Source organism: Streptomyces sp. NPDC005263 (assembly GCF_042872365.1).
Classification (GTDB): Bacteria; Actinomycetota; Actinomycetes; order Streptomycetales; family Streptomycetaceae; genus Streptomyces.
This window is the reverse complement of sequence record NZ_JBIAKJ010000009.1, coordinates 214,445-232,783: the sequence shown is the minus strand read 5'-3', so window position 1 is coordinate 232,783 and position 18,339 is coordinate 214,445. Positions and strand designations below refer to the sequence as shown.

The following is an 18,339-nucleotide window of genomic DNA, read 5'->3' as shown; positions in this document are numbered from 1 at the left end:
CCCCTGCGCCGACGAGGCCGCCGCGCGGGACGCCGTGCAGGAGCGGACCGTATACGGCGAGGGCCTCGTCACCGCCGAGGGTCCCGAACCACTGACCGCGCCCGGCTCGCGACCTCGCCGCTCGCGCCGAATCCGGGGTGGACTCCTCGGACCCTTCGGAGCCGGGACGGTCCGTCCTCGCCCTGGCTCCCGCCTGCGCTCTTGCCCTCGTCCTCTTCCTTGTCCTCGCCCTCGCCCCTCGGCCGGCTGGTGGGTGCTGTCCTGAGCCGGGCCTTCGCCCCGCGCGGTTAACGTGGTGGAAACCCAGCCCAACTAGCCTGCACCCTCCACGCCACCAGGGTCTTTGCCCCGGGGCAGCGGCAACCGGACCCCGCACGGTCCGGAGCGAGGACTGTGAGGTGGGACGTGCAACTGACCCCGCACGAGCAAGAGCGACTGCTCATCCACGTGGCGGCCGAAGTGGCCGAGAAACGCCGGGCCCGCGGACTCAAGCTGAACCACCCCGAGGTCGTCGCGCTCATCACGTCGCACATCCTCGAAGGCGCCCGTGACGGTCGTACGGTCGCCGAACTCATGGCGTCCGGGCGCAAGCTGCTCACCCGGGACGACGTCATGGAGGGCATCCCCGAGATGATCCACGACGTCCAGGTCGAGGCGACCTTCCCGGACGGCACCAAACTCGTCACCGTCCACGACCCGATCGTCTGAACGGAGCGGCCGCCATGATTCCCGGAGAGATCCTGTTCGCGGACGACGCGATCGTCTACAACGAGGGCCGCGAGGTCACCCGGCTGACCGTCCTCAACGCCGCCGACCGGCCCGTCCAGGTCGGCTCCCACTACCACTTCGCCGAGGCCAACCCCGGGCTGGACTTCGACCGCGGTGCCGCCCGAGGCAAGCGCCTCGACATCGCCGCCGGCACCGCGGTGCGCTTCGAGCCCGGTATCCCCGTCGAGGTCGGACTCGTCCCGCTGGCCGGCGCCCGTGTGGTGCCCGGCCTGCGCGGGGAGACCGGAGGTGCCCTCGATGCCTGAGATCTCTCGTGCCGCGTACGCCGACCTGTTCGGCCCGACGACCGGCGACCGTATCCGGCTGGCCGACACCGATCTGCTGATCGAGATCGAGGAGGACCGTTCCGGCGGGCCGGGGCTGGCAGGTGACGAGGCCGTCTTCGGCGGCGGCAAGGTCATCCGCGAGTCCATGGGCCAGTCGCGGGCCACCCGCGCGGAGGGCACTCCCGACACCGTCATCACCGGTGCCGTGATCGTCGACCACTGGGGCATAGTCAAGGCCGACATCGGCATCCGCGACGGGCGGATCACCGGGATCGGCAAGGCGGGCAACCCCGACACCATGGACGGGGTGCACCCCGACCTGGTCATCGGTCCGGAGACCGAGATCATCGCGGGCAACGGGCGGATCCTGACCGCGGGCGCGGTCGACGCGCACGTCCACTTCATCTGTCCGCAGATCGCCGACGAGGCGCTGTCCGCGGGCGTCACCACACTGGTCGGCGGCGGTACCGGACCTGCCGAGGGATCCAAGGCGACCACCGTCACGCCCGGTCCGTGGCATCTGGCCCGGATGCTGGAGGCGATGGAGCAGTACCCCCTGAACATCGGCTTCCTCGGCAAGGGCAACACCGTCTCCCACGAGGCGATGCTGTCCCAGATCCGCGGCGGCGCGCTCGGTCTGAAACTGCACGAGGACTGGGGCTCCACCCCGGCTGTCATCGACGCCTCGCTGACCGTCGCCGACCGGACCGGCATCCAGGTCGCGATCCACACGGACACCCTGAACGAGGCCGGGTTCGTGGGTGACACCCTCGCGGCGATCGCCGGCCGCGGGATCCACGCGTACCACACCGAGGGCGCCGGCGGCGGGCACGCGCCGGACATCATGACCGTGGTCTCCGAGCCGCACGTGCTGCCGAGCTCGACCAACCCGACCAGGCCGTTCACCGTCAACACCGCCGAGGAACACCTCGACATGCTGATGGTGTGCCACCACCTCAACCCGGCCGTACCGGAGGACCTCGCCTTCGCCGAGTCCCGTATCCGGCCCTCCACCATCGGCGCGGAGGACATCCTCCACGACCTCGGCGCCATCTCGATCATCTCCTCCGACGCGCAGGCCATGGGGCGGGTCGGCGAGGTCGTCCTGCGGACCTGGCAGACCGCGCATGTGATGAAGCGACGACGGGGGGCGCTGCCGGGTGACGGGCGCGCGGACAACCACCGGGTACGGCGGTACGTGGCCAAGTACACGATCAACCCCGCCCTCGCCCAGGGCCTCGCCCGCGAGATCGGCTCCGTCGAGTCCGGCAAGCTCGCCGACCTGGTGCTGTGGGAGCCCGCGTTCTTCGGCGTCAAGCCGCACCTCGTGATCAAGGGCGGGCAGATCGCGTACGCGCAGATGGGCGACGCGAACGCCTCCATCCCGACTCCGCAGCCGATCCTGCCGCGTCCGATGTACGGGGCGATCGGGCGGGCGCCCGCCGCCAACTCGTTCAACTTCGTTGCACCGCTCGCGATCGACGACGGACTGCCGGAGCGGTTGAACCTGGGCAAGCGCTTCGTCGCCATCGAGTCGACGCGGGGCGTGACCAAGGCGGACATGCGCGAGAACGACGCCCGGCCCCTGGTCCGGGTCGATCCCGACAGCTTCGCCGTGCACATCGACGGGGAACTCGTCGAGGCGACTCCGGCCGCCGAACTGCCCATGGCTCAGCGTTACTTCCTCTTCTGAGACGCGGATCCCATGTCACGAGCAGCACTTCTGGTCCTGGCCGACGGCCGCTTTCCCGCCGGGGGACATGCGCACTCCGGCGGGGCCGAGGCGGCCGTCAAGGCGGGTCGGGTCACCGGGGCGGCGAGCCTGGAGGACTTCTGCCGGGGGCGGTTGCAGACGACGGGGCGGGTCGCCGCAGCGCTGGCCGCGGCCGCCGTACTGGGCGCGGATCCCGTGGAGTTGGACGCGGCGGCGGACGCGCGGACGCCGTCGCCCGCCTTGCGGGGCGCCGCGCGGAAGCTGGGCCGCCAGCTGATGCGGGCCGCGCGGGCGACCTGGCCGTCCGAGGAACTCGACGCGCTGGCAAGGGAGTTCCCCAAGGGGGCGCATCAGCCGGTGGTGCTGGGGCTCGCGGCTCGGGCGGCGGGGCTGGGGCCTGTTGATGCGGCGTACTGCGCGGCGTACGAGAGTGTGAGCGGGCCGGCGTCGGCGACGGTGCGGCTGCTGAGTCTGGATCCCTTTGACGCGACGGGGGTGTTGGCTCGGTTGGCACCGGAGGTGGATCGCGTCGCGGATGCGGCGGTGGAGGCGGCGCGGTCGGTTCTCGACGCAGGGGTCGAGGCGTTGCCCGCGGGGTCGGCGCCGTTGCTGGAGATCTCGGCTGAGGTGCATGCGGCGTGGCCGGTACGCCTGTTCGCCTCCTAGGAGGGTTTCGCCCCCGCCGCCCCTACCCGTCCCATCCCCAGGGGCTCAGCCCGGGCAGGGACTACGCCCGCACCACCCCCCAGGGCTGGTACCACCACACCACTTGTAGAGGAGCCGTACATGCATCTCGACCACTCCCACGACAGCCACGCCGCCGTCAGTGCTGATGCTCGTCGTCCTGATGGCAGGCGGCGGGCCCTGCGGATTGGGCTCGGGGGGCCCGTCGGGTCGGGTAAGACCGCTACCGTTGCCGCGCTCTGCCGGGTGCTGCGGGACGAGTTGTCGCTGGCCGTGGTGACCAACGACATCTACACGCGGGAGGACGCCGAGTTCCTGCTGCGGGAGGCCGTGCTGCCGCCCGAGCGGATCACCGCCGTGGAGACGGGAGCGTGCCCGCACACCGCCATCCGGGACGACATCTCCGCCAACCTGGAAGCTGTGGAGGACCTGGAGGACGAGGTCGGGCCGCTGGATCTGATCCTCGTCGAGTCGGGTGGGGACAACCTCACGGCGACCTTCTCCAAGGGGCTCGTCGACGCGCAGATCTTCGTCATCGACGTGGCCGGCGGAGACGACATTCCGCGCAAGGGCGGTCCCGGTGTCACCACCGCGGACCTGCTCGTCGTCAACAAGACCGACCTCGCCCCCTACGTCGGCTCCGACCTCGGGCGGATGGCAGCGGACGCCAAGGCGCAGCGGGCCGAACTGCCAGTCGTGTTCCAGTCGCTGAGGAGTGGACCCGGCGTGACGGACGTCGCCGACTGGGTGCGGGCGCGGCTCGCCGCGTGGACGGCATGACCGCGGGCGGGACCGGAGTGCGGGCGACCGCGCGGATCCTCGCGCGGGGCGACGGCCGGGGCGGGACGTCCCTGCCGGTACTGCAGGGCGACGGGCCGCTGGCCCTGCGGCGGACCCGGGGGAGCGGCGACGAGGCGCGGGTCATGCTCGTCGGCGCGATGAGCGGGCCGCTCGGCGGCGACCACTTCACCGTGGAGGCCGCCGTGGAGAGCGGGGCCCGGCTGCGCGTCGGATCGGCCGCCGCCACCATCGCCCTGCCGGGCCAGGCCAAGGGCGAGGCCCGCTACGACGTCCGGATCACCGTCGCCGACGGCGGTGAACTGCACTGGCTTCCCGAGCAGTTGATCTCGGCCGGGGGCAGCGACCTGTCCGTCACGACCCGTGTCGACCTCGGGGCCACGGCCCGGCTCGTGCTGCGTGAGGAGCAGGTGCTCGGGCGGGCCGGGGAGGAGCCCGGGCGGCTGGGCAGCCGGCTGACCCTGCGTGTCGCGGGACGGACCGTGCTCGACCAGGAGCTGGCCTGCGGCCCCGGCGCCCCGGGCGGCTGGGACGGCCCCGCCGTCCTCGCCGGTCATCGGGCCGCCGGGCAGATCGTCGTGGTACGGCCGGAGTTCGCGAGTGAGCCCGTCCCGGCGCGGGTACTGGGGGACGGCGCCGCGGTCCTGCCGCTCGCCGGGCCCGCCGCCCTGGTGACCGCCGTGGCGCCGGACGCGCTCAGACTGCGGCGACTGCTGGACGAGGCCATGAAGGACCTCGGCCGCAACTGAGAGTCCGCCGAGCGAACGGTGTCGTCCGCTTATCGGATTGGCAAAGAAAGTCCGGCCACCCCTGTTCTCAGGCGCCTCACAGCCGAGAGGATCCCCGTACTCATCAACAACGTACGGGGAGGGCCCCCTTGAGGGACAAGAGAGTGACGCGGCGCACGGCAGCGTTCGGTTCCGCCGGAGTGCTCGTCACGGCGACGCTGATAGCCGGCGCCGTGGCCGCGCCCACGGCGAGCGCCAGCGGGGAAGCGGGCCACGGCGGTCAGGACCGTGCGGCCCGCGGCGCGGCGATCGCCGCCGCCAAGGCCGAGAAGGCCGGTATCGACTGGCAGGACTGCCCGGCCGACTGGGGCCTGGAGAAGCCCATCCAGTGCGGCTATGTCACCGTGCCGCTCGACTACGCCAAGCCGTACGGCAAGCAGATCAAGCTCGCCGTCGACCGCATCGGCAACACCGGTACCAAGAAGGAGCGTCAGGGCGCGCTCATCTACAACCCCGGCGGGCCGGGCGGCTCGGGCCTGCGGTTCCCGCGCCGGGTCACCACCAAGGCCCCCGTGTGGGCCAACACGGCCAAGGCGTACGACTTCGTGGGCTTCGACCCGCGCGGCGTCGGCCACTCCGCGCCCATCTCCTGCGTCGACCCGCAGGAGTTCGTGAAGGCGCCCAAGCTGGACCCGGTGCCGGACTCCGAGGCCGACAAGCGCGCTCAGCGCAAGCTCGCCCGGGAGTACGCCGAGGGCTGCTACGAGCGCAGCGGCGAGATGCTGCCGCACATGACCACGCCGAACACCGCGCGCGACCTGGACGTGATCCGCGCCGCGCTCGGCGAGAAGAAGCTCAACTACCTGGGCGTCTCCTACGGCACCTACCTCGGCGCCGTCTACGGCACGCTGTTCCCGGGCCATGTCCGCCGGATGGTCGTCGACAGCGTCGTCAACCCGTCCCGGGACAAGATCTGGTACGAGGCCAACCTCGACCAGGACGTCGCCTTCGAGGGCCGCTGGAAGGACTGGGAGGACTGGGTCGCCGCCAACGACGCCACCTTCCACCTCGGCGACACCCGCGCCGAAGTCCAGGCGCAGTGGCTGGAGTTGCGGGCCACCGCGAAGAAGAGCCCGATCGGCGGGGTCGTCGGACCGGCCGAACTGCTCAGCTTCTTCCAGGGCGCCCCGTACTACGACTCCTCGTGGGTCCCGGTCGCCACGGTCTTCAGCAAGTACGTCGCAGGGGACACCCAGGCGCTCGTCGACGCGGCCGCCCCGGACATGTCGGACACCGCGGGCAACATCGCCTCGGAGAACGGCAACGCCGTCTACACGGCCGTGGAGTGCACCGACGCGAAGTGGCCCACCAGTTGGAAGAAGTGGGACCGGGACAACACCCGGCTGCACCAGAGCCACCCCTTCCTGACCTGGTCCAACGCCTGGATGAACCTGCCCTGTGCGACCTGGCCGGTCAAGCAGCAGACCCCGGTGAACGTGAAGACCGGCAAGGGGCTGCCGGGCGTGCTGATCGTGCAGTCCGAGCGTGACGCCGCCACGCCGTACGACGGCGCCGTCGAACTGCACAAGCGGTTCAAGGGCTCCCGCCTGATCACCGAGAAGAACGCGGGCTCGCACGGCGTGACCAGCCTGGTCAACCCGTGCATCAACCCGCGGGTGGACTCGTACCTGCTCACCGGCAAGCTGGACCGCGCCGACGTCACCTGCGCGCCGCACGCGACGCCCAAGCCGTAAGGACCCCCTGAGTCCCATGACGGCGGGGAGGGGGCGGTCGTCGGCCGCCCCCTCCCTTCGTGTTCATGCGCCGAGCGTGTCGAGGAACGCGTCCTCCGCCGCGTAGTCGAAGAGGTCGCCGTACGTCCGGAACATCTTCGGGTACGCCTCCCGCCAGTCCCGCCCGGCCAGCTGCCGTTCGATCCAGGCGACCGTGTCCGGCAGCGTCTCGGCGTACCGGACGACCGGGCGGTAGCCCAACTCCCGCTCGGCGGCGCCCATGTCGCAGACCACCGGCACCGGCACCGTCCACGGCGTGTCCCCCACGGTGGGGGCGGGCGGCGGACCGTCCACCAGGACGTCCTCCCGTTCGACGCCCATCACCGTGTCGATCGCCCGGGCGATCTCCGCCACCGTCGGCGCGTCCGGGTCCACGGCGTTGAGGGCGCGGGTGCCCGGTCGCGCGGCGGACAGCCGGATCAGCTCGGCGATGGTGTGGACACTCGCCGGATGGAACCGGCTCTCGCCGCGGTACGGGAGGATCCGCCGGGGTCGGCCGTCCAGGTTGCGCTTGACGAAGTAGAGCTCGCGCGGGGTCATGCAGTGCGGGCCGTGGACCGCGCCGGCCCGCAGCAGCGTGGTGGGCAACGCGTCGCCCGCGGCGAGGAGTTCGTGCTCCAGTCCGGCCTTGCGGGTGCTGTACGAGGCGTCACCCGGCCGAACGGTCCGCTGGTCCTCCGCGATCGGCAGCGGGTACTCGGGAAAGCCGTCCGGCTCGCCCTGGGTGTCGAAGCTGCGGCCCTTGTCGTCCTCGTACACGGAGACGCTGGAGATCACCACGGCCGAGCCCACCCGGTCGGCCAGCGAGGTCAACTGCCGTGCGTGCCCGGGGCCGTACGCCACCATGTCGACCAGCACGTCGCAGTCGTCGCCGACCACCTCGGCCAGCGCCGCCGTGTCCTCCCGGTCGGCGCGCGCGACCCGCACGTCCCCGGGCCAGCCCTCATCACGTCCGCCGCCCCGCGAGAGGGCCGTCACCTCCCAGCCGTCCCGGGCCAGCGCGCCCACGGCCACCCGCCCGATCTGTCCCGTCGCTCCGATCACCACAGCACGTCTCATGCCATGACCGTACGGTCCGGGCGGCCCCCGTCCCAGGGCTGTCTGCCGACAGCAGAGATCAACTCAGCGGCAGTTTGCGGAACCTGCGCTCCTTGTCGGAACTCGCGGCGGTGTCCTCCGCCTTCGCCACGGCCGCGTACTTGTCGACGTACTCCTGCTCGGACAGCGTCAGGATCGCGTACATGATCTCGTCGGTGATCGCACGCAGGACGGCCTTCTCGTTCTCCATCCCGGCGTAGCGGGAGAAGTCGAGGGGCTTGCCGAAACGGATCACCACCGGGTGCAGGTTCGGGACGACCTTGCCGGGTGGCTGCGCCTCGAACGTGCCGATCATCGCGCACGGGATCACCGGCACCCCGGCCCTGAGCGCCATCACCGCGACGCCGACCTTGCCCTTGTAGAGCCGCCCGTCGTGGGAGCGCGTGCCCTCGGGGTAGATGCCGAGCAGCTCGTCCTTGCTCAGCACACCGAGTCCCTCGCGGATCGCGGCCTGACCCGCCTCCTTGCCCGAGCGGTCCACCGGGATCTGCCCGGCGCTGCGGAAGAAGGCCGCGGTCAGACGCCCCTTCAGGCCGGGGCCGGTGAAGTACTCCGCCTTGGCGAGGAAGGTGATGCGCCGCTTCAGGACAGCGGGCATCAGGAAGTGGTCGGAGAACGACAGATGGTTGCCGGCGATGATCGCGGCACCCGTGTCCGGTACGTGTTCCAGGCCCTCGATACGGGGCCGGAAGACAAGTCTCAGCAGGGGGCCCAGCAACACGTACTTGAGCACGTAGTAGAACAACGGGTCGCTCCTCACTCCGGCGGCGGGCCGGGCCGCCGTGTTCCAGCAGGTCAACCGGCGTGCTGTGGGGGTGTCAAGTGTAGGGGCAGGACGGGAGGGGCGAAACCGCGTCCGGCCGGCCACCCCGCCCCGGACGAGGGCCCGTTGGGGGGTGCCCGTACGACCCGGCCCGCCGGGCTTCCCCGTCCGGCCCCGGGTTCGTGCCCTCACAGCCGCACCACGATGAGCGCCGTGTCGTCGGTGGCGCCTCCCTGGGGCAGCAGTTCCAGCAGGACGGAGTCCGCGAGGACCTCGGGGTCCGCCCCGCGATGCCGGGTGAGCGAGGAGGCGAGCCGGGCGAGGCTGGTGTCGATGTCCTCATGGCGCCGCTCGATCAGGCCGTCCGTGTACAGCACGAGGGTGGCGCCGTCGGTGAACGCCGTTCCGGCCTGGGGTCTGGGGGCCGGGTCGGGACGCGCGTCCAGCGGCGGGTCGGTGGCCCGGTCGAGGAACTCCGTCCGGCCGTCCGGATGCACCAGCACCGGCGGTGGATGCCCGGCGCTGCTGTAGGCGATGGTGTGCCGGTCGAAATCGATGAACGTGGTGACGGCGGTGGCCGATTCGGCACCGTCGACCACGTGCGCGTAGCGCCCCAGCACGTCCAGCGCCTCGGCGGGACCCTCGGCCACCCGGGAGGCGGCGCTGAGGGCGCTGCGCAACTGGCCCATGACGCCGGCGGCCTCCAGCCCGTGGCCGACCACGTCGCCCACGGACACCCCGAGCCGATGGCCGCCCACCAGGTCGATCAGGTCGTACCAGTCGCCGCACACGTTCAGCGCGCCGACCGCGGGCCGGTAGCGCACCGCCGCCCGGTGGTCGCTCACCTGGCGGCCGGCCGGCAGCATCGCCTCCTGCAACGCCAGGGCCACCTCGCGCTCACGGGCGTGCGCGCGCCGCAGGCGCTCGTTGAGCTCCTGGAGCTCACGGGCGCGGGTGTAGAGCTCGGCCTCCAACACCTGGGCCTTGCCGGTGTGCCGGCCGCCGCGGGCCTGGACCAGCTCGGTGACCTCCTCGACCCGGAGCACCAGAAGCACCACCTCGCCGTCCGGGCCGAGGACCGGCGCGTTGACCGGGCTCCAGTACCGCTCCTGCCAGTGCCCGGGCCGCTCCGGGTCCTCGACGTCATAGCGCTGAAGTGCCATCGTGTCGCGCTCACCGGTGGTCAGCACGCGCCGCAGGGAGGCCTCCAGATTGCGCGTGCCCGTCGCCCCGGGGTCGTTGGGATTGTCCGGGAAGACGTCGAACAGATGGTGCCCGATCAATTGTTCCCGTTTCCGGCCGGCCGTGCGCAGGAACTCCTCGTTGACGCCCACGTACACCAGGTCGGGCGTGAGCAGGGCCACCATTCCGGGCAGGGCCTGGAACGCCGCCGCGTAGTCGACCGCCGAATCGTTCATGGCTCCCGCTCTCGCCACCGAGATCACCCTATTTTCGCATGATATGCACGGTTCTACGTCATGCCGATGGGTCCGTCAGGGGCTGCTCCGCCCAGATGATCTTCCCTTCGGGGGCGAAGCGGGTCCCCCACCGCTGGGTGAACTGGGAGACCAGCAGCAGTCCGCGCCCGCCCTCGTCCGTGGTGCGCGGATGACGCAGGTGCGGTGCGGTGGCGCCGCCGTCGAGCACCTCGCAGATCAGCGCCCGCTCCTTGATCAGACGCAGCCGGATGGGTCCGTTGGCGTGCCGGATGGCGTTGGTGACCAGTTCGCTGACGACCAGCTCCGTGGTGAACGCCAGCTCCTCGAGACGCCACTCGGTGAGTTGCCGGGTGGCCGCCTTGCGCGCCTCGGCCACCACGGCCGGGTCACCGGGCAGGTCCCAGTCCGCGACCTGGTCGGCGCCGAGGAGCCGGGTCCGCGCCAACAGCAGGGCCACGTCGTCGTCCGGATGCTCCGGCGCCAGCGCGTCGACCACGCTCTGGCAGCGCACGTCCAGCGAGGTCGCCTCCCGCTCCAGGGCCCGTCGCAGCCGGTCCCGGTCCGAGTCCACGGTCCGCTTCGGCCCATGGGCCAGCAGACCGTCGGTGTGCAGGGCCAGCGTGCTGCCCTCCGCCAGCGCCAGCTCGACCGCCTCATAGGGCGGCCCGCCCACGCCGAGCGGCGCCCCCTGCGGAAGATCGACGAAGGTGATCGTCCCGTCGGGCAGCACGACAGCGGGCGCGGGATGCCCCGCGGCGGCCATCGAGCACTGCCCGTCGGCGGGGTCGTAGACGACGTAGACACACCCGGAGCCCACCGCCTGGGTGCTGTCCGCGCCCAGCGGATCCACCTCGACGCCCTCCTCGCGGGCGGTCCGCGCCACCAGGTCGTCCAGGTGGGCGAGCACCTCCTCGGGCGGCAGCTCCAGCGCCGCGAGGGTCCGTACGGCGGTCCGCAGACGTCCCATCGCGGCCGCGGCCCCGATGCCGTGCCCAGGCACCTCGCCCACCACGAGGGCGACCCGCGCGCCCGACAGCGGGATCAGGTCGTACCAGTCGCCGCCCAGGCCGGTCAGCTCGTCGGCCGGCCGGTAGCGGGCGGCGACCTCCACCGCGAACTGGTCGGGCAGCCGGTGCGGCAGCAGGTTGCGCTGCAGGACCAGGGCGGCGTCCCGTTCGCGGGTGTAGCGGCGGGCGTTGTCCACGCACACGGCCGCCCGCGAGACGAGATCCTCGGCCAGATGCAGGTCGTCCTCGTCGAAGGGCTCCTGGTGGCCCCGCCGGACGAACGTGCTGACCCCCAGGGTGACTCCCCGCGCCCGGACCGGCACCACCAGGACGCTGTGCGGGCCCGGCTCCGAGGCGTCGGGGCCCCTGAGGAAGTCGGTGCCCCACTCCGGGGCGAACGCGTCGAGCCGCTCCCGGAGCCAGGACCGGCCGGTGATCAGACAGTGGATCGGTGGCGACCCGGGAGGGTGGACGACGTCCTCGCCGATGCCGACGGCCCAGGCGACCAGGGAGTCCGCCGACCGCCGTCCGGCTCGTCGCAGCCGCACCGGAGCGACCCCGTCCAACGGGCCGGGAGCCGGTTCCGCGCCCCGCATCACCGACTCCAGCAGGTCCACGAAGACATGGTCGGCGAAGGCCGGGACCGCCACGTCGGCCAGCTCCTGCGCGGTCCGCACGATGTCCAGACCGCGACCGATCCGCTCACCCGCCCGGTCCAGCAGGGCCAGCCGCTGCCGGGTGCGATGGTGCGCGGTGATGTCCACGACGGTGTAGTAGACGCCCATCGGGTGACCGCGCTCGTCGTCGAGCCGGGTGAACGACAGCATCTGCGCGGTTTCCCGGTGCGGTGACGACCGCAGGCTGCCGAGCTGCTCGTATCCGATGACCGACTCCCCGGTCGCCAGGACGTGGCGCATGTGCGCCTCCGCCTCGTCGGTGTCCAGGCCCGGCTGTACGTCCCGCAGCCGCAGTCCCAGCCGCTGCTCGGGCGGCCCGCCACCGAACCGGGCCATCGCGTCGTTCGACCAGACGAACCGCAGCTCCGTGTCGACGATGGCGATCCCGATCGGCGAGCGGGCGACCATCTGCTCCAGCACCGTGCGGTGCATGTCCCACCCCGAGGCCCCCGCCAGTTCCGACAGCAGCATCAGCCACCGCGAGGGTCCCCGGGCCTCCTCGGTGGAGGTGACCCGCGCCATGACTCTGACCGGCCCTCCGTCGCCGCGCCGGACCGTCAGCAGCCCCGCCCAGCCGCCGTCCCGGTGCCACCGCTCGATCAGGCCCGGCACCCGGTCGGCGTCCTCGGCGGACACCAGCTCGGCCAGGTTCGTGCCCACCGCCTCGGCGGCGGGGTGGTCCAGCAGCCGCTGCGCCTGGGCGCTCCAGCTCGTCACCACCCCCGCGGAGTCGAGCAGCAGGGGTGCGGCATCCGCCACGTCGAACCGCCGACGGGCAGTGTCACGCTCCTCGTCTGTGCCCACGGCCGACCTCTCTGTAGCCGAGGGGGGTCTACCACCCCGTGACTCAATCTTGCCCCTTTCGGTAGAGATCGCGCGGTCGGCCGGCGCCCGCCCGGGCGGGACCGAGGAGCAGACGGCGCCTCACCGGCCGACCGCCCGGGTCACCCCCTGCCCAGCACCCTCTCCAGCGCTCCCAGCGCCATGGCGAGCTCCTCCTCGGTGATCGTCAGCGGCGGCGCCAGGCGGATGGTCGAGCCGTGGGTGTCCTTGACCAGGACGCCCTCCCGCAGCAGCCGCTCGCCGATCTCACGACCGGTGCCCACGGCCGGGTCCACGTCGACGCCCGCCCACAGTCCGCGCGCACGGAAACCGACCACGCCGCTGCCGACCAGAGCCGTGAGCCCGTCACGGAGCACCGTGCCGAGATCGGCGGCACGGCGCTGGAACTCGCCCGTCTCCAGCAGCTCCACCACCGCCGTGCCGACCGCTGCGGAGAGCGGGTTGCCGCCGAACGTCGACCCGTGCTGGCCCGGCCGCAGCACGCCGAGCACATCCCGGCGGGCCACGACCGCGGACACCGGGACGATGCCGCCGCCCAGCGCCTTGCCCAGCAGCAGCACGTCCGGCACCACACCCTCGTGCTCCACGGCGAGCGTGCGGCCCGTGCGGCCGAGCCCCGACTGGATCTCGTCGGCGACGAAGAGACAGCCCCGGCGCCGGGTCAGCTCCCGTACGCCGGTCAGATAACCCTCGTCCGGGACGACCACGCCTGCCTCGCCCTGGACGGGCTCGATCAGCACCGCCGCGGTCGTCTCGTCGACGGCCGCCTCCAGAGCGGCCAGGTCGTTGTACGGCACCACCCGGAAGCCCGGTGTGAAGGGGCCGAAGCCCGCCCGGGCCGTCTCGTCCGTCGAGAACGACACGATCGTCGTCGTACGGCCGTGGAAGTTGTCCGCCGCCACCACGATCGTCGCCCGGTCCGCCGGGACGCCCTTCACCTCGTACGCCCACTTGCGGGCCACCTTGATCGCGCTCTCCACCGCCTCGGCGCCGGTGTTCATCGGCAGCACCATGTCGAGCCCGGTCAACTCCGCCAGCCGCTCGGCGAATTCGGCGAGCCGGTCGTTGTGGAAGGCGCGCGAGGTGAGCGTCAGCCGGTCCAGCTGGCGGTGCGCCGCCTCGATCAGCGCGGGGTGCCGGTGACCGAAGTTGAGAGCCGAGTAGCCGGCCAGCAGGTCGAGGTAGCGGCGGCCCTCCACGTCCTCCACCCAGGTGCCCTCCGCGCGGGCCACGACCACGGGCAGCGGATGGTAGTTGTGCGCCAGCACCGGCCCCTCGGCGTCGATCAGGTCGGCGGACGAACGCGTGCGGACGGGAGCGGTCATGAGCGGATCTCCTGAGTGCAGCACTTGATGCCGCCGCCGGCCTTCTGGAACTCCGAGAGGTCGACGGGGACGGGGACATAACCGCGGTCGGCGAGGCGGGTGGCCAGCGCCTCGGCCTGCGGTGCGATGAAGACGTTGCGGCCGTCGGAGACGGAGTTCAGCCCGAACGTCATCGCGTCGTCGCGGGTGGCGAGCACCGCGTCCGGGTACAGCCGCGCGAGGACCTCGCGACTGCCGTGGGAGAAGGCCTGCGGGTAGTACACGATGTTGCCGTCGTGCCCGCCGTCCAGGACGAACAGGGCCGTGTCCAGGTGGTAGAAGTACGGGTCCACCAGCGTCAGGCTGATGACCGGGTGCCCGAAGAACTCCTGCACCTCGCGGTGCGCCTCGCGGGTCGTGCGGAAGCCGGTGCCGGCCAGCAGGTACCGGCCCGTCCACACCAGGTCCCCCTCGCCCTCGCAGACGGAGGTGGGGCGGTGGACGTCGTAGCCCGCCGTCTTGAACCAGGTGTCGTAGTGCGTGGACTCGGGACGGCGCTCCGGCGCGTGGAAGAGCGAGCCGAAGACCCGGCCGCCGACCACGAGCGCCGAGTTGGCGGCGAAGACCATGTCCGGGAGACCCGGGACCGGCTCCAGGGTGTCGACCTCGTGGCCATGGGCCCGGTAGGCGCGGATCAGCTCCTGCCACTGCTCGTGCGCCAGATCGGTGTCGACTCGGGTGTCGGGATGCATCCAGGGGTTGATCGCGTACTGCACGGCGAAGTGTCTGGGTTCGCAGACGAGGAAGCGCCGTCGGCGCGGCACACGGGTATCGGTCACAGAGGGGTTCCTCCGCTTCCTGCGGTGTCGACTGAGGGTTGACACCAAGGTAGAAAGAGGTGCATACACCCGACAAGAAACAAGAAGTGCGCGCTTGCGCAGGATTGCTGCGTCTTTAGCCGGTTCAGCGCACGTCTGTTGCGTAGCCCGGGTTTTCCTCCGGCGCGGGCTGGCTGGCACCCGCCTCCGGGCTCTCCGGGAGCAGGTGGGACAGCACCATCACACTGATCGTCTTCCGGATGAACGGCTCCGTCCGGATCCGCTCCAGCACCTCCTCGAAGTGGTCCACGTCCCGCGCCCGCACATGCAGCAGCGCGTCCGCCCCGCCCGTCACCGTCATCGCCGCGGTGATCTCCGGATGGTGGCGGACCATCTCCGCGAGCCGCCGGGGCGGGGCCGCGCCCTCGCAGTACACCTCGACGTAGGCCTCCGTGAGCCAGCCCAGCGCCGACGGCCGTACCGTCGCCGTGAACCCGGTGATCACACCCGTCTCACGCAGCCGGTCCACCCGCCGCTTCACCGCCGTCGCGGACAGTCCGACCACCGCGCCGATCTCGGCGAAACTGGTCCTGGCGTTCGCCATCAGCGCGGTCAGGATCTTCCGGTCGAGCTCGTCGAACGGTGTGGGCCTGCTGTTCATGCGGGCACTGTATCCAGTGCCCCCGGGGCACCCCCTCCGGCGCGCACCTCCCCACGCAGGCACATGTCCAGTCGTACGAATTGCTCCTACACTCCACCTTCATGCTGCGCGCCCTGGCTGTCGACGACGAACACCCCTCACTGGAGGAACTGCTCTACCTCCTGAACGCCGACCCCCGCATCGGCAGTGCGGAGGGCGCCGGTGACGCGACCGAGGCGCTGCGCCGGATCAACAGAGCCCTGGAGTCCGGGCCGCACGGGCCGGAGGCGATCGACGTGGTCTTCCTCGACATCAACATGCCCGGCCTCGACGGGCTGGACCTGGCCCGCCTGCTGACCGGGTTCGCCGAACCGCCGCTCGTGGTGTTCGTCACCGCGCACGAGGACTTCGCCGTCCAGGCCTTCGACCTCAAGGCCGTCGACTACGTCCTCAAACCCGTCCGCAAGGAACGCCTCGCGGAGGCCGTCCGCCGGGCCGCCGAGCGCAGCGACCTGAGCCCCCGCATCCCCGTGCACGAACCCGACCCGGACCACATACCCGTGGAGCTCGGCGGCGTGACCCGCTTCGTCGCCGTCGACGACATCACGCATGTCGAGGCGCAGGGCGACTACGCCCGGCTGCACACCGACAGGGGCAGCCACCTCGTACGGATCCCGCTGTCCACCCTGGAGGAACGCTGGCGCTCCCGCGGCTTCGTCCGCATCCACCGCCGCCACCTGGTCGCACTGCGCCACATCGGCGAACTCCGCCTGGACGCGGGTACGGTGAGTGTCCTGGTCGGCGCGGAAGAACTCCAGGTCAGCCGCCGCCACACCCGTGAGCTGCGGGACCTGTTGATGAGGAGGCCCTGACGGTGCCCCAGCACCCCACCGAACGCCGGGTCGTCGTCACCGGCCCGCCCCGACGGGAACGCCGCGTCCTCGGCTACTACCGGCCGCGCACCGAGATCGACGAACAGACCACCCTCGGCCACACCTACGTCCGCTCCCTGATGCGCAGTCAACTACGCGCCGCACTCACCGTGTTCGCCGTCCTCGGCCTGCTGGTGGGCCCGCTGCCGCTGCTCTTCGCGGCGATGCCGGACGCCCGCCGCCTGGAATGGGCCGTCCTCGGCTTCGGCCTCTACGCCCCCCTGGTGCTGCTCGCCCGCTGGTACGTGCGGCGCGCCGAACGCAACGAGCGGGACTTCGTGCGCCTCGTCGAAGACCGCTGAACAGACCGCGGATGAACTCGAACTACGCCGTCCCCGCCGTCGCCCTCGTCGTCGTAGCGACCGTCCTCGTCGGCGCCTTCGGCCTGCGCATCTCCCGCACCACCTCCGACTTCTACGTGGCCTCCCGCACCGTCGGCCCCCGCCTGAACGCGACCGCCATCAGCGGCGAGTACCTCTCCGCCGCCTCCTTCCTCGGCATCGCCGGACTGGTCCTGGTCCAGGGCCCCGACATGCTCTGGTACCCCGTCGGCTACACCGCCGGCTATCTGGTCCTGCTCCTGTTCGTCGCCGCCCCGCTGCGCCGCTCCGGCGCCTACACGCTGCCCGACTTCGCCGAGGCCAGGCTCGCCTCCCAGGCCGTACGGCGACTGGCGGGCGCCTTCGTCGTCGGGGTCGGCTGGCTGTACCTGCTGCCGCAACTCCAGGGCGCCGGGCTGACGTTGACCGTGCTGACGGGGGCGCCCGAGTGGCTCGGCGGAGTGATCGTCGCGGTCGTGGTGGTGGCCACCGTCGCCGCCGGCGGCATGCGCAGCATCACCTTCGTGCAGGCCTTCCAGTACTGGCTCAAGCTCACCGCCCTGCTGGTCCCCGCCCTCTTCCTGTTCCTCGCCTGGCAGGGCGACGGAGCACCCCGGCACGCCTTCGAGGAACCGGTGACCCTCCGCGAGCAGCGCGTCGTCCGGGTCGACGACAGCCTCGACCTCAAGCTCGACGGGCCCCTGACCGTCACCGTCACCGGCACGGTCGACGGCCGCCCGCACGAGGGGCAGCGCCTCCGTCTCCCGGCCGGCACCCACCGCATCGAGCAGGGCACCCGGCTCACCTTCGCCAAGGGCGCCACCGTCCCGGCCGCCGACCGCGGCACCAACGGCGGCATGTCGACCTCGCTGGCCGCGAGCCGTGAGGAACGCCCGCTGTACGCCACGTACGGACTGATCCTCGCCACCTTCCTCGGCACCATGGGCCTGCCGCACGTCGTCGTCCGCTTCTACACCAGCCCGCACGGCGTCGCCGCCCGGCGCACCACGGTGGCCGTGCTCGCGCTGATCGGCGTCTTCTACCTGCTGCCACCGGTCTACGGCGCCCTCGGCAGGCTCTACACCCCCGAACTCACCCTCACCGGCAACACGGACGCCGCCGTCCTGCTGCTGCCCGACCGCATGATCGGCGGCGTCGGCGGAGACCTCCTCGGCGCGCTGGTGGCGGGCGGTGCCTTCGCCGCGTTCCTGTCCACGGCCTCCGGGCTGACCATGGCCGTCGCCGGCGTCCTCACCCAGGACGTCCTGCCCGCGCGCGGCGTACGGCACTTCCGGCTCGGCACGGCCCTCGCCATGGCGGTGCCGCTCGCCGCGAGTGTCCTGGCCGGCGGACTGCCCGTCGCGGACGCGGTGGGCCTGGCCTTCGCCGTGTCGGCGTCGTCGTTCTGCCCGCTGCTCGTCCTCGGCATCTGGTGGCGCAGGCTGACCCCGCCCGGCGCGGCCACCGGGATGCTGGTCGGCGGCGGCTCCGCGTTCGTGGCCGTGGCCGCGACCATGGCGGGCTTCCCGGGCACCGGCCCGCTGCACTCCCTGCTCGCCTGGCCGGCGCTCTGGTCGGTGCCGCTGGGCTTCCTCACCATGGTGCTGGTGTCCCTGGCGACTGCGGGACGGGTACCGGCGGGGACGGCGGCGATCCTGGCGCGTTTCCATCTGCCGGAGGAACTGCGGGCGGAGGTCAAGGCATGAGCGTGCCTCACCGGGCGGCG

Annotated in this window: 17 protein-coding genes; 10 read left to right on the top strand and 7 right to left on the bottom strand. The window is 72.0% G+C overall.

Annotation, left to right across the window (positions count from 1 at the left end):
• Positions 1-405: 405 nt before the first annotated feature.
• The 7 genes from ACFYRY_RS33925 to ACFYRY_RS33895 all read left to right on the top strand — a co-directional run bounded on the left by ACFYRY_RS33925 (position 406) and on the right by ACFYRY_RS33895 (position 6,733).
• Positions 406-708, top strand: a complete 303-nt coding sequence (locus ACFYRY_RS33925) for an urease subunit gamma (protein ID WP_389154474.1) — start codon at positions 406-408, stop codon at positions 706-708.
• A 14-nt stretch (positions 709-722) separates the two neighbouring features.
• Positions 723-1,034: an urease subunit beta gene (locus ACFYRY_RS33920; RefSeq protein ID WP_389154471.1), complete on the top strand. Its 312-nt coding sequence runs from the start codon at positions 723-725 to the stop codon at positions 1,032-1,034.
• On the top strand, positions 1,027-2,748 hold the full coding sequence (locus ACFYRY_RS33915) for an urease subunit alpha (RefSeq protein WP_389154468.1): 1,722 nt from the start codon (positions 1,027-1,029) through the stop codon (positions 2,746-2,748). Before ACFYRY_RS33920 ends, ACFYRY_RS33915 begins: the two co-directional genes overlap by 8 nt.
• Before the next feature lie 12 nt (positions 2,749-2,760).
• Positions 2,761-3,435 carry an urease accessory protein UreF gene (locus tag ACFYRY_RS33910; protein ID WP_389154466.1) on the top strand — a complete coding sequence of 225 codons (675 nt, stop codon included), beginning with the start codon at positions 2,761-2,763 and terminating at the stop codon, positions 3,433-3,435.
• Between the two features lie 120 nt (positions 3,436-3,555).
• Positions 3,556-4,233 carry an urease accessory protein UreG gene (gene ureG, locus ACFYRY_RS33905; protein ID WP_389154463.1) on the top strand — a complete coding sequence of 226 codons (678 nt, stop codon included), beginning with the start codon at positions 3,556-3,558 and terminating at the stop codon, positions 4,231-4,233.
• Positions 4,230-5,000, top strand: a complete 771-nt coding sequence (locus ACFYRY_RS33900; protein ID WP_389154891.1) for an urease accessory protein UreD — start codon at positions 4,230-4,232, stop codon at positions 4,998-5,000. The genes ureG and ACFYRY_RS33900 overlap by 4 nt, the downstream gene beginning before the upstream one ends.
• Before the next feature lie 128 nt (positions 5,001-5,128).
• Positions 5,129-6,733, top strand: coding sequence for an alpha/beta hydrolase (locus tag ACFYRY_RS33895; protein WP_389154460.1), 1,605 nt, complete (start codon positions 5,129-5,131; stop codon positions 6,731-6,733).
• Between the two features lie 63 nt (positions 6,734-6,796).
• Here the strand turns inward: ACFYRY_RS33895 and ACFYRY_RS33890 are convergent, their stop codons facing one another.
• The 7 genes from ACFYRY_RS33890 to ACFYRY_RS33860 all read right to left on the bottom strand — a co-directional run bounded on the left by ACFYRY_RS33890 (position 6,797) and on the right by ACFYRY_RS33860 (position 15,382).
• Positions 6,797-7,831 (bottom strand): NAD-dependent epimerase/dehydratase family protein, encoded by a 1,035-nt coding sequence (locus ACFYRY_RS33890; RefSeq protein ID WP_389154457.1) that lies wholly within the window; start codon positions 7,829-7,831, stop codon positions 6,797-6,799.
• Positions 7,832-7,889: 58 nt separating this feature from the next.
• Positions 7,890-8,615 (bottom strand): lysophospholipid acyltransferase family protein, encoded by a 726-nt coding sequence (locus tag ACFYRY_RS33885; protein WP_389154454.1) that lies wholly within the window; start codon positions 8,613-8,615, stop codon positions 7,890-7,892.
• A gap of 206 nt (positions 8,616-8,821) precedes the next feature.
• The gene (locus ACFYRY_RS33880; protein ID WP_389154451.1) at positions 8,822-10,051 is read right to left on the bottom strand and encodes a SpoIIE family protein phosphatase; all 1,230 of its coding nucleotides are present in this window, start codon (positions 10,049-10,051) and stop codon (positions 8,822-8,824) included.
• A gap of 58 nt (positions 10,052-10,109) precedes the next feature.
• Positions 10,110-12,560 carry a SpoIIE family protein phosphatase gene (locus ACFYRY_RS33875; protein WP_389154448.1) on the bottom strand — a complete coding sequence of 817 codons (2,451 nt, stop codon included), beginning with the start codon at positions 12,558-12,560 and terminating at the stop codon, positions 10,110-10,112.
• Between the two features lie 140 nt (positions 12,561-12,700).
• Complete coding sequence (gene rocD / locus ACFYRY_RS33870) at positions 12,701-13,924, bottom strand: ornithine--oxo-acid transaminase (protein ID WP_389154446.1); 1,224 nt, start codon at positions 13,922-13,924, stop codon at positions 12,701-12,703.
• Positions 13,921-14,742 (bottom strand): dimethylargininase, encoded by an 822-nt coding sequence (gene ddaH / locus ACFYRY_RS33865; protein ID WP_389154443.1) that lies wholly within the window; start codon positions 14,740-14,742, stop codon positions 13,921-13,923. The genes rocD and ddaH overlap by 4 nt, the downstream gene beginning before the upstream one ends.
• A gap of 124 nt (positions 14,743-14,866) precedes the next feature.
• Positions 14,867-15,382, bottom strand: a complete 516-nt coding sequence (locus ACFYRY_RS33860) for an Lrp/AsnC family transcriptional regulator (RefSeq protein WP_389154441.1) — start codon at positions 15,380-15,382, stop codon at positions 14,867-14,869.
• 101 nt (positions 15,383-15,483) lie between these two features.
• Here ACFYRY_RS33860 and ACFYRY_RS33855 point away from each other — a divergent pair, with 101 nt between their 5' ends.
• From ACFYRY_RS33855 to ACFYRY_RS33845, 3 genes are read left to right on the top strand one after another with little or no spacing between them, the layout of a single operon-like run.
• Complete coding sequence (locus tag ACFYRY_RS33855) at positions 15,484-16,233, top strand: LytR/AlgR family response regulator transcription factor (protein WP_389154438.1); 750 nt, start codon at positions 15,484-15,486, stop codon at positions 16,231-16,233.
• 2 nt (positions 16,234-16,235) lie between these two features.
• A complete protein-coding gene (locus ACFYRY_RS33850; protein ID WP_389154436.1) occupies positions 16,236-16,595 on the top strand; it encodes a hypothetical protein in 360 nt (119 codons plus the stop codon).
• Positions 16,596-16,606: 11 nt separating this feature from the next.
• Positions 16,607-18,319, top strand: a complete 1,713-nt coding sequence (locus ACFYRY_RS33845) for a cation acetate symporter (RefSeq protein WP_389154433.1) — start codon at positions 16,607-16,609, stop codon at positions 18,317-18,319.
• Positions 18,320-18,339 lie beyond the last annotated feature (20 nt).

Coding starts and splice junctions, on each gene's coding strand:
- ACFYRY_RS33920 (WP_389154471.1), top strand. CDS start 723: ATGATTCCCGGAGAGATCCTGTTCGCGGACGACGCGATCGTCTACAAC.
- ACFYRY_RS33915 (WP_389154468.1), top strand. CDS start 1,027: ATGCCTGAGATCTCTCGTGCCGCGTACGCCGACCTGTTCGGCCCGACG.
- ACFYRY_RS33910 (WP_389154466.1), top strand. CDS start 2,761: ATGTCACGAGCAGCACTTCTGGTCCTGGCCGACGGCCGCTTTCCCGCC.
- ureG (WP_389154463.1), top strand. CDS start 3,556: ATGCATCTCGACCACTCCCACGACAGCCACGCCGCCGTCAGTGCTGAT.
- ACFYRY_RS33900 (WP_389154891.1), top strand. CDS start 4,230: ATGACCGCGGGCGGGACCGGAGTGCGGGCGACCGCGCGGATCCTCGCG.
- ACFYRY_RS33890 (WP_389154457.1), bottom strand. CDS start 7,831: ATGAGACGTGCTGTGGTGATCGGAGCGACGGGACAGATCGGGCGGGTG.
- ACFYRY_RS33880 (WP_389154451.1), bottom strand. CDS start 10,051: ATGAACGATTCGGCGGTCGACTACGCGGCGGCGTTCCAGGCCCTGCCC.
- rocD (WP_389154446.1), bottom strand. CDS start 13,924: ATGACCGCTCCCGTCCGCACGCGTTCGTCCGCCGACCTGATCGACGCC.
- ACFYRY_RS33860 (WP_389154441.1), bottom strand. CDS start 15,382: ATGAACAGCAGGCCCACACCGTTCGACGAGCTCGACCGGAAGATCCTG.
- ACFYRY_RS33855 (WP_389154438.1), top strand. CDS start 15,484: ATGCTGCGCGCCCTGGCTGTCGACGACGAACACCCCTCACTGGAGGAA.
- ACFYRY_RS33845 (WP_389154433.1), top strand. CDS start 16,607: ATGAACTCGAACTACGCCGTCCCCGCCGTCGCCCTCGTCGTCGTAGCG.